Here is a 9,827-nt window from a genome sequence, read left to right as displayed (position 1 = left end):
GATGGCCCCCGTACTCGCCGTCGAGGACCTGACCGTGACCCTGACGCGGCCGGGCGGCCGCGTGCCGGTCCTGGAGCGGCTCAGCTTCTCCGTCGAGGCCGGCCGCACCGTCGCGCTGGTCGGCGAATCCGGCTGCGGCAAGAGCATGACGGCGCTGGCGATCATGGGCCTGCTGCCGGAGGGCTTCGCCCGCGCCGGCGGCCGCATCCGGCTCGCCGGGGAGGACATCGCGGCCGCCAAGCCGGCCCGGCTGCGGGCCCTGCGCGGCAGCGCCCTGTCGATGATCTTCCAGGAGCCGATGACGGCCCTGAACCCGGTCTACACGGTCGGCGACCAGATCGCCGAGGCGCTGCGGCTGCACCAGCGGCTCGGGCACCGCGCCGCCCTGGAGCGGGCGCTGGCGATGCTCAGGGCCGTGCAGATCCCGGCGGCCGAGCGGCGCCTGCACGCCTACCCGCACGAACTCTCCGGCGGCATGCGCCAGCGGGTGATGATCGCCATGGCACTGGCCTGCCGGCCCAAGCTCCTGATCGCCGACGAGCCGACCACGGCCCTCGACGTCACCGTCCAGGCGCAGGTCTTCGACCTGCTGAAGGCCCTGCAGGACGAGATGGGCACCGCCATCGTGCTGATCACCCACGACCTCGGGGCGGTGGCCGACATCGCCGACACCGTGGCGGTGCTCTACGCCGGGCGCTGCATCGAGCAGGGCGACACCCGGTCGGTCATGCGCGCGCCGCAGCATCCCTACACGCGGGGGCTGATGGGCTGCACGCCGCACCTGCGCCTCGGCGCGGCGGCCGATGCGGGTGCGGGGATGCTGCGGGAGATCCCGGGTCTCGTCCCGCCGCTGGGCCGGCGGCCGGCGATCTGCGCCTTCGCGGACCGGTGCGGCCGGGCCGACGCCACCTGCCTGGACAATCCCCAGCCGCCCCTGGCCGAGGCCGGCCCGGCCCGGGCGGTGGCCTGCTGGCACCCGGAGGACCGCGCCGCATGACGACGGACGCCGCATCGGCCCCGATCGGGGCCGACCTCCTGCAGGTCAACGACCTGAAGGTCCATTTCCCGGTCCCGGGCGGAGGGCGGGTCCACGCCGTCGACGGCGTGAGCTTCGTCGTGCGCCGGGGCGCGAGCTTCGGCATCGTCGGCGAATCCGGCTCGGGCAAGTCCACCACGGCGCAGGGGATCATGCGCCTCGTCCCGGCGGCCGCGGGTCAGGTGGTCCTGCGCGGCGAGGACATAATCGGCCTCCGGGGCGCCCGGCTCCGGCAGGCACGGCGCCACATCCAGATGGTCTTCCAGGACCCGTTCGCGTCGCTCGATCCCCGCCGCTGCGCCGGCGACCTCGTGGCCGAGCCGCTGCGGCTGCTGGTGGGCCTGTCGCGCAGGCAGGCGGCGGCGCGGCTCGACGCGCTGTTCGCCGCGGTGGGCCTGCCGGCCGAGGCCCGGAGCCTGTTCCCGCACCAGTTCTCGGGCGGGCAGCGCCAGCGCCTGTGCATCGCCCGGGCGCTGGCGACCGAGCCCGACATCATCGTCTGCGACGAGGCGGTGTCGGCCCTCGACGTCGCGATCCAGGCGCAGATCCTCAACCTCCTGGCCAAGCTCCAGGCGGAGCGCGGCCTCGCCTACATCTTCATCTCGCACGACCTCGGCGTCGTGCAGCATCTCTGCGACGAGGTCGCGGTGATGTATCTCGGCCGCATCGTCGAGCAGGCGCCGACCCGGACGTTCTTCTCCGCCCCGCGCCATCCCTACAGCTGGTCGCTGATCTCGGCGGCGGTACCGGCCGGTCCGGCGCGGGATGCCCTGAAGGCGCGCTACCTCGTGCGCGGCGAGCCGCCGAGCCCGATCGATCCGCCCGCCGGCTGCCGGTTCGCTGCGCGCTGCCCGTTCGCGGTCGAGCGCTGCCGCGCCGAGGATCCCGCCCTGCTGGCGACCGGCCCGGGCCACTACGTCGCCTGTCACCGGGTCGGCGAGATCGAGGCGCCGGACTTCGACCGGGCCCAGGCAGCCTGATCCCGCCGGGTTCCCCCGTGCGAGAAAGGCCGCCCCGAATGCGCGGGGCGGCCCGTTCAATCCGTTCTGTAGCCGGCTCAGGCCGCCTCGTCGCGGTGGTGGTACCAGCGATACAGCATCCGCTGCCCGATCCGCCGGAACGGGGCGAACGGGTGGCCCGGCAGCGCGCCCTCGAAGATCGGCAGGCCCGCGGGCCTGCGCCCGGCCACCAGCCCGGCGAGCCGGCGGCCGGCCTGGGCCGAGAACGAGACGCCGTTGCCGCCGTAGCCCAGGGCGTAGAACAGGGGCTCGCCCGGTTCGGGCTGGACGATGCGGGGCATCATGTCGTGGCTGACATCGACCCAGCCCCACCACGAATAGTCGATCTCGATCCCCGCGAGGGCCGGGAACTTCTGGTGCAGGCCATCGACCAGCAGGCGCAGATGGCGCGGATGGGTCGCGTCCGCCCCCGTGATCGCGCTGCGGCTGCCGATCTGCACCCGGCCGTCGGGGAGCCGGCGATAGTAGAACCGCAGGGTGCGCGTGTCGGTGACGAAGGTGGTGGTGCGCAGCGTCGCCGCGATCTCGTCGGCGGTCAGGGGCCGCGTGACCAGGGAATTCGACAGGATCGGCATGATCCGGCTGCGCAGGCGCGGGTGCAGCCCCTGGCTGGTATAGCCGCCGGTGGCGATCGCCACCGCGCGGGCCCGCACGGTCCCGTGAGGCGTCCGCACCCGGAAACCGCCGCCGTCGCGGTCGATCCCGAGCACCGGACTGGCCGGATGGACCTTGGCCCCGGCCGCCCGCGCGGCCCGGAGGTAACCGAAGGCGAACTTGGCCGGATGGATGCCGATCCCCAGCGGCTCGTGGAGCGCGCCGACCGCCCCGGCCTCGTCCATCCAGTCGCGGCGCAGCTCGTCCGCGCCGAGCATCCGGGTGCGGTAGCCGAAGACCGTGTTGGCCACCTCGGACTCGGCCGAGAGCTTGGCGAAGGTGCGGGGCCGATGGGCGACGTAGATGTGGCCGCCGGGCTGGGGATCGGGGTCGAATTCGCGCACGAGGCCGGTGAAATACGCGAAGCCCTCCAGGATCTCGGCGTGGAGCCGGAGCGCGGTCTCGCGGCCGTAGCGGGCGATCCACTGCGAGCGGCTGAGCCGGCCCGAGGCGTTCTGGCCCTGGCCGCCATTGCGGGTGCTGCAGCCCCAGGCGACCCGGTTGGCCTCCAGCACGGTGGCCTTGATGCCGTGGTCCCGGGCGAGGCTGAGGGCGCAGGACAGGCCGGTGAAGCCCGAGCCGACGATCACCACGTCCGCGTCGACGTCCCCCGTGATCGGGCCGTCATCCGCCGGCGGCGGGCCGGCGGTGGCCACCCAGTAGGTCGGCGCGTAGGCGCGGTCCGTCCCCGGGGTGACGCTGGTCAGCGGGTCGTAGGTCGGATCGTAGGGCGCGCCGGTCGGGCTCGGAACGGGATCGGGGGTCAGGCTCACGATCCGCCTCCCTCAGGCCGCCTGGACCGGGCGGTCCTTGCGGAAGGCGCTCTTGCGGGCGATCAGCCGGCCCTCGAACACGAACAGGTCGACGCCCTCCACGGCCACCCGGCCACCGTCGGCCCGGGTGCCGGTGAACAGCCATTCCGACGTGGCCCGCTCCCCGGCCAGCGTGTGGCGCGACACCGTCCAGGCCACGTCCGGCATGTCGGTCCACACCGCCACGAAGGCCGCCCGAACCGCGTCCTGGCCGGTCAGCCGGCGGCCGTGCGCCTCCGGTCCGGCTGCCGTGTCGAACACGACCCCCGGCGTGAAGCAGGCCATGACGCCGTCGGCGTCGTGGCGGTTGAAGGCCGCGAACAGGCGCTCCAGGAGGGCGTGGCGCTCCGCCTCGGTCGTCGCTTCAGTCATCGCACTGCGCTCCCCTTGCGCGCCCGCAGGCGGCCATCGTCCGCCACGACCTAGCGCCGCCGCCGTCCGCCCGACGAGGTCCAGACGGAGGCCAACGACGCATCCAGTTGGCGGGTCAGCCGAGGCGCCCGACAGGAGCGGCGGAGCGGGTCCGGTCGGCCGGAGCCCGAGGACACCGGGCTGCGCCTGGCCCGCTCACTCGCCACCGCCTGGACCTGTCGCGACGCCCGGGGCGCTCGTATCGACGCCCGGACGCCCCAGTCCGACCGCGAGCGAGCCGCCCATGTCGAATGAATCCGAGAGCCTGGCGGGTGGCCGCGCGCGCCTCCCCCAGGGCGTGCGTGACCTCCTGGCCGCCCTCGCCGGGCGCCACCTCGTCGGGAACGCGCTGGTCGGCCCGGTGGACGGAGCCTGCCTCACCGTCCTCGATCCGGCCACCGGGCGCGCCCTGGCCCAGGCGCCCGCGGCCGGCCCGGCGGACGTCCAGACGGCGGTCGCGGCCGCCCGTGCTGCCGGACAGGCCTGGGCGCGGGTTCCGGCCCGCGAGCGCGGGCGGTTGGTGGCCGAGGGCGGGCGCCGGATCGCGGCGGCGTCTCCGGATCTCGCCCCCCTGCTCGCCGCCGAGACCGGCAAGGCGATCCGCACCGAGTGTCGCCCCGAGATCGCCACCGCGGCCGATATCCTCGCGATGTTCGGCGGTCTCGCCACGGAGCTGAAGGGCGAGACGCTGCCCTTCAGCCCTGACATGCTCGCGCTGACCACGCGCGAGCCCCTGGGCGTGGTGGCGGCGATCCTGCCTTGGAACGTGCCCCTCGTGCTGATGGCGCTCAAGATCGGTCCGGCCCTGGTCGCCGGGAATACCGTGGTGGTGAAGGCCTCCGAGGAGGCTCCCTTCGCGACGATCGAGGCGGCGCGCCTCCTGGCCGATCTCCTGCCGCCCGGAGTCCTCAACGTGATCTGCGGCACCGGTCCCGCCTGCGGGGCGCCGCTGGTCCGGCACCCCGACGTCGCCAAGGTCACCTTCACGGGCTCGCAGGCGGTGGGCGAGGCGATCTACCGCGAGGCCGCCGACAAGCTGATCCCGGTGAGCCTGGAACTCGGCGGCAAGAGCCCGATGCTGGTCTTCGCGGACGCGGACCTCGACCGGGCCGTCGCGGGCGCGGTGGCCGGGATGCGCTTCACCCGACAGGGCCAGAGCTGCACCGCCTCGAGCCGGATCTACGTCGACGCTGAGCTGCACGACCGGTTCGTCGAGCGGCTGGCCGCCGCCGTCTCGAATCTCCGGATGGGCGATCCCCTGGAGGAGGCCACCGACATCGGCACCGTGATCAACGCCCGGCAGCGCGCCAAGATCATGGACTACATCGCCCGGGGCGAGGCGACGCCGGGCGCGCGGGCCGTGCGCTGCGGGCACCTGCCGGCCGCGCCGGATCTCGCCGCGGGCCTGTTCGTCGAGCCGGTCCTGTTCACCGGTCTGACCGAGGACAGCCCGCTCATGCGCGACGAGATCTTCGGACCGGTCGCCTGCATCGTCCCGTTCTCCGACGAGGACGACGTCCTGGAGGCCGCGAATGCGGGGGAATTCGGCCTCGCCGCGACGGTGTGGACCCGGGACCTGCGCCGGGCGCTGCGGGTGTCGCACGCGCTGGATGCCGGCTATGTGCAAGTCAACCAGAACCTGACGATCCAGCCGAACCTCAGCTACGGCGGATTCAAGAAGTCTGGCCTCGGCAAGGAGGCCTCCCTGGAGTCGATGCTGGAGCACTTCACCCGCAAGAAGACCATCGTGGTCGACATGCGCTAGGGCGGTGGCGCCCGCTCTACCGATGGCTGAACCGGCAACCCTGATCGCGATCGCCGCCGCAATCTTCGCCGCGGCGCTCATCCGCGGCTTCACGGGCTTCGGGTTCGCCCTGGCTGCCGTGCCGCTGCTCGGCTTCACGCTGCCGCCGAGCCAGTGCGTCCCGCTCGCCGTCGCCCTCCAGTTCTGCGCGAGCCTGTCCGACCTGCCGCGGGCGCGCCGAACCTGCCATTGGCCGTCGCTCGGCTGGCTCGTCGCCGGCACGGTGGTCGGATCGCCGCTCGGCGTCGCCGCGCTGGCTGCGGCGAGCCCGGACGTCGCCCGGCTCGGCATCGCGCTGGTCTGCGGCTGCGGGACCGTCGCTCTCCTGCGCGGCTTTCGCTTCGCCGGGCTCCCGCGCGGCGGCGCGACCCTGGCGGTCGGGCTGGCCGCCGGCCTGTGCAACGGGCTCGCGGCGATGCCGGGTCCGCCCGTGGTCGCCTACTATCTCGCGACGCCGCTCTCGCCGCAGCAGGGGCGCGCCTCGCTGCTGGTATTCTTCCTGGCGACGTCGATCGCCAGCGCCGTCAGCCTCGCGACCGCCGGGCTCTTCGGGGCCTCCCTGGTGCTCCCGGTGATGGTCGGCATCCCGCTCATCGTCGCCGGCAGCCGGCTCGGCGAAGCGGTTCTCAGGCTCGGTGCCGGACGGGGTCATCGAGCCCTGTCGATCCTGCTGCTCTGCACCGTCGCCGTCACGAGCGCGGTGCAGGCGGTCTCAGACCTGCTCGGCCATCCCCTGTGACGCGGGGATTCCGGCCGGCGTGACCAGCTCCGCGAGGCGGGTGAGGCCCGCCTCGATCCGGTCGGTGCGGATCGAGGCGAAGCCCAGGCGGAAGCAGGCCCGGCCGGCCTCCGGATCGGCGTAGAAGATATCGCCCGGCTCGATCAGGACGCCGCGGGCGCGGGCGCGCACGCTGAGATCCCGGGCATCGAGGTCGGCAGGCCCCTCCACCCAGAAGCTCGTGGCCCCCGGGTCGCGCCGCCAGCGGAACGCGGGCAAGAGGCGGGGCAGCAGACCGGCGATCCGGACGGCGCGCTCCTCCAGCACGCCGGCGGTCCGGCGCAGATGCGTGCGGTAATGCCCGAGCGCCACGAACATCGCGGTGGCGCGCTGATTGTTCGACGGCGGGTGGCGCAGCATCAGCCGCCGCAGCACGCGCAGCTCCGCGATCACGGCCCGGGGCGCCACCACGTAGCCGACCCGCAGGCCCGGGGCGAGCACCTTCGAGAAGCTGCCGACATAGATCACGCGGCCGTCCGCATCGAGGCTCTTGAGGGACGGGATCTCGTCCGCCAGGGCGAGGTCGGCCTCGTAATCGTCCTCGACCAGGACGACGTCGTGGCGCCGCGCGGCCTCGAGGAGGGCACGGCGCCGCTCCAGCGGCATCACCGCGGTGGTCGGGCACTGATGCCCCACGGTGACGAACGCCACGTTCCGGCTGGCGAAGGCGGCATCGGGCACGACCCCGTGCCGGTCGATGGCGAGCGCCGCGAGGTCGTCGGTGGCGAGGGTCAGCATGTTGCGGGTATCGGGATAGCTCGGGTCCTCGACGCCCACCGGCGTGTCGCGGCCGACCAGCAGCTGGATCAGCAGCGAGAGCGCCTGCTGCGAGCCGATGGTGACCATCACCTCGTCGGCGCTCGCGAAGATGCCCCGCCGCGGCAGCACCTGCAGGCGAAGCTGCTCCACGAGATCGGCATCGTCCTCGTCGATCAGGTCGCCCGCCCAGGCGTTGATCTCGGACACCCCGGAGGCTGCCCGCACACTCTCGCGCCAGTCGTTGGCCGGGAACAGGGACGGATCGAACTGGCCGAACAGGAAGGGATAGGGATAGTCGAGCCAGTCCCGGGGCTTGGTGATCTGCCGCAGCTGCGCGGGCCGGACCGCGAAGCGCCGCGACCACGCGATCGTCCGTCCGTGGGACGGGCCGCGTGTTTCGGAGACGGTCAGATCCGGCGCCAGGAAGATCCCGCTGCGCTCGTGAGCGACCAGGAAACCCTCGTCGATGAGCTGCTGATACGCGTTCACCACTGTGTTGCGGGCGACACCGAGCAGGGACGCCAGCTGGCGCGTCGAAGGCAGCCGGGCCTCCGCGGTGAACAGCCCCCGTTCGATGGCCGTCACGATCGCCCGGCGGATCTGCAGGTGTAGCGCCAAGCCGCTCCGGTCAAGCTCGCCAAACAGCTGCGTCCAAGCGAGGGCATGATCTGTGATAGCCATGACATCCGGCTCCTGCTCGGGGACGGGTCACCCAAGGCAAGGATGGCGCCAGCGCTTCAGGATCGGCTCCTCTCCTCGCGGAGCCCTGTGTGGATGGCTCCCGCATCGCCGCTGGCGAACAGAGCTTCTGGCGCGTGGGTCGGGTGCAGTCCTGTGTCCGGCCTGTCCATGCAGTCGCTCGTGTTGACCGCTGGCCCTCACGGTCTTCGCGAGCTGGGCCCCGCTCTGCTTCGCGGGCTACGACGTCCGAGACCTTACGCGGAGTATCCCGGCTCCCGGTCTGACCGATGCGCCATCGACGCTCATCGTCCTCGCGACCGGGAAGAACCTCCTCGTCCTGCTGCTAGGCGGCCGCGGCCGCAGGTCCGCGGCAGGTGCCGCACGAGGCCGCGAACTGCCGACCGGAGCGGCAGCGCTCGGGCTCGCTCACCGAGGCGGCCAGCGCGGTCGCCGAGACGATGCCAGGCCAGCAACTCCGTCTCCAGTCGGGTGAGCTGCTGCGACGGTCCGCGAATTCGGCACGCGCCCGAGGGTGATCCCTCTAGGGACTGGTGTGGCGGAGAGGGGGGGACTGTACCCCAGTTCACGCTTTCCCTAGGGAAACGGGGCTCGCGGCGCCCGTCTTCGAGCATCGTGTGTACCACCGTTGTGTGCCCCCGGCCAACACGTCGTCCATCGATCCGAGGCGGGCGCGGGGGACTGGCACGAGCAGCGTCGAGGTCAGCCGACCACAAGGCGCTGGAGCCTGACTTCGGCAAGCGGAACCTGTTCGGAGCCGTCGCCTTGCTCGCGGCGAAACCGCCAGAAGGAGGGGTCGGGCGGCATCGGCGAAGCACCGCCGCCCCATTCTTCGAGACGATCCGCGGCGAGGATCGCGTCGATGCGGACGGCGAGGATTGCGACCCTCTCGCCGAACAGGGTCGATAGCGCCCCTCCGAACGTGTCGAGGTCGGCGTCGCGCGGCAGCGGGATCACGCCGTTCGGCACTACGGCAGCCGCGATGGCCGGATAGGGTTCGTCCGCGGCGACGGACAGGATTGTCTGGTCCCCGCGGGGGAGGTCGAGGCGACCGGGCCCTTCCAGCTTCGCCCTCAGCAGAGCGTGCGCCGTTTCGGGAAGTCCGAAGCCTTCCGCGAAGGCGGCGTAGTGGCCGAGCGCGATGCTGCGTCTGATGTGTCGGAGGTCCTTCGGGGTCGGATCGACCTCGCCCTCCTCGGGATCGTCCACCCAGAGGTAAGGGTCCTGCAACCGAGCGTGGCCCTGCACGGCCCAACGGGTGGCGATGGCGTAGCGCTTCACCTTGAGCTTGCTGCCGTTCGACAGGATGTCGATGCGGCGAGCCTGCGCCATCGCGGCCGACAACGACGGCATGGGCCCTGATCCGTTATGGGATCCCTTGGCCTCGGCGACGGCGAACGTGTTCGCTCCTGCCGCCGTCGCCACGATCCAGTCCGGCAAATCGCCGGGCAGGTTCTTCTGGACCGTGAAATGAGGCCATCCGCCCAGGGCCTGGAGATTGGCCCGGATGGGTTCGAAGTAGCGATGACCGCAGTACCGGGTCAGGTAGGCACGGGCGACGAACCGACCGAACAGGCCCGAGAGCGCCGTACGCGTCTCACGGATCTGCCCGAGCTGGGCGATCCAGCGGAACGGGCGAACGTTCGGGACGAGGAGCTGGTCGAGGAAGAGGTCGAACGGCGCGCTGCCGAGCGAGATCTGCACGATCTCGCGGATCGCGGCATCCGCAATCTCGGTCGTCGTCAGCGGGAGCGGATCCTGCCCGGCGGTCCCTTGTCCGGCGGGCGTGTAACGGTGGCGGAAGTTTCTGACGGACACGGCCGGCGCTCGCTCCCCCGGTCGCTCTCGACGGCGA

At 72.5% G+C, this 9,827-nt stretch carries 8 protein-coding genes and 1 pseudogene; 4 read left to right on the top strand and 5 right to left on the bottom strand.

Annotated elements, in window-relative coordinates:
• The first annotated feature begins 1 nt into the window (after position 1).
• Entirely contained in the window at positions 2-997 is a 996-nt protein-coding gene (locus ACTJK8_RS16165) for an ABC transporter ATP-binding protein (protein ID WP_440762213.1), read from the top strand.
• Positions 994-2,016 (top strand): ABC transporter ATP-binding protein, encoded by a 1,023-nt coding sequence (locus tag ACTJK8_RS16160; RefSeq protein ID WP_116656420.1) that lies wholly within the window; start codon positions 994-996, stop codon positions 2,014-2,016. The genes ACTJK8_RS16165 and ACTJK8_RS16160 overlap by 4 nt, the downstream gene beginning before the upstream one ends.
• A gap of 77 nt (positions 2,017-2,093) precedes the next feature.
• Here ACTJK8_RS16160 and ACTJK8_RS16155 read toward each other — a convergent pair whose 3' ends face one another.
• Together ACTJK8_RS16155 and ACTJK8_RS16150 are read right to left on the bottom strand one after the other, a co-directional pair.
• Complete coding sequence (locus ACTJK8_RS16155) at positions 2,094-3,482, bottom strand: NAD(P)/FAD-dependent oxidoreductase (protein WP_012321671.1); 1,389 nt, start codon at positions 3,480-3,482, stop codon at positions 2,094-2,096.
• A gap of 12 nt (positions 3,483-3,494) precedes the next feature.
• Positions 3,495-3,893 (bottom strand): nuclear transport factor 2 family protein, encoded by a 399-nt coding sequence (locus tag ACTJK8_RS16150; protein ID WP_024828596.1) that lies wholly within the window; start codon positions 3,891-3,893, stop codon positions 3,495-3,497.
• A 283-nt stretch (positions 3,894-4,176) separates the two neighbouring features.
• On the opposite strand from ACTJK8_RS16150, the gene ACTJK8_RS16145 reads away from it, so the two are divergent.
• Positions 4,177-5,697: an aldehyde dehydrogenase family protein gene (locus ACTJK8_RS16145; protein WP_440762212.1), complete on the top strand. Its 1,521-nt coding sequence runs from the start codon at positions 4,177-4,179 to the stop codon at positions 5,695-5,697.
• Between the two features lie 22 nt (positions 5,698-5,719).
• Positions 5,720-6,475, top strand: coding sequence for a sulfite exporter TauE/SafE family protein (locus ACTJK8_RS16140; RefSeq protein WP_012321668.1), 756 nt, complete (start codon positions 5,720-5,722; stop codon positions 6,473-6,475).
• Here ACTJK8_RS16140 and ACTJK8_RS16135 read toward each other — a convergent pair.
• From ACTJK8_RS16135 to ACTJK8_RS16125, 3 genes and pseudogenes are all read right to left on the bottom strand, one after another.
• The gene (locus ACTJK8_RS16135) at positions 6,449-7,954 is read right to left on the bottom strand and encodes an aminotransferase-like domain-containing protein (RefSeq protein ID WP_024828598.1); all 1,506 of its coding nucleotides are present in this window, start codon (positions 7,952-7,954) and stop codon (positions 6,449-6,451) included. The genes ACTJK8_RS16140 and ACTJK8_RS16135 overlap by 27 nt on opposite strands.
• Before the next feature lie 376 nt (positions 7,955-8,330).
• Positions 8,331-8,451 (bottom strand): annotated as a pseudogene (locus ACTJK8_RS16130) (IS110 family transposase); the annotation flags it as partial.
• A gap of 223 nt (positions 8,452-8,674) precedes the next feature.
• Positions 8,675-9,790, bottom strand: coding sequence for a hypothetical protein (locus ACTJK8_RS16125; protein WP_440762211.1), 1,116 nt, complete (start codon positions 9,788-9,790; stop codon positions 8,675-8,677).
• Positions 9,791-9,827: the final 37 nt, after the last annotated feature.

The organism is Methylobacterium sp. 22177, from assembly GCF_052045615.1.
Classification (GTDB): domain Bacteria; phylum Pseudomonadota; class Alphaproteobacteria; order Rhizobiales; family Beijerinckiaceae; genus Methylobacterium; species Methylobacterium radiotolerans.
Note: the sequence above shows the minus strand (reverse complement) of the source record. Positions and strands in the feature narration are given on the sequence as shown.

Coding starts and splice junctions, on each gene's coding strand:
- ACTJK8_RS16165 (WP_440762213.1), top strand. CDS start 2: ATGGCCCCCGTACTCGCCGTCGAGGACCTGACCGTGACCCTGACGCGG.
- ACTJK8_RS16160 (WP_116656420.1), top strand. CDS start 994: ATGACGACGGACGCCGCATCGGCCCCGATCGGGGCCGACCTCCTGCAG.
- ACTJK8_RS16150 (WP_024828596.1), bottom strand. CDS start 3,893: ATGACTGAAGCGACGACCGAGGCGGAGCGCCACGCCCTCCTGGAGCGC.
- ACTJK8_RS16145 (WP_440762212.1), top strand. CDS start 4,177: ATGTCGAATGAATCCGAGAGCCTGGCGGGTGGCCGCGCGCGCCTCCCC.
- ACTJK8_RS16140 (WP_012321668.1), top strand. CDS start 5,720: ATGGCTGAACCGGCAACCCTGATCGCGATCGCCGCCGCAATCTTCGCC.
- ACTJK8_RS16135 (WP_024828598.1), bottom strand. CDS start 7,954: ATGGCTATCACAGATCATGCCCTCGCTTGGACGCAGCTGTTTGGCGAG.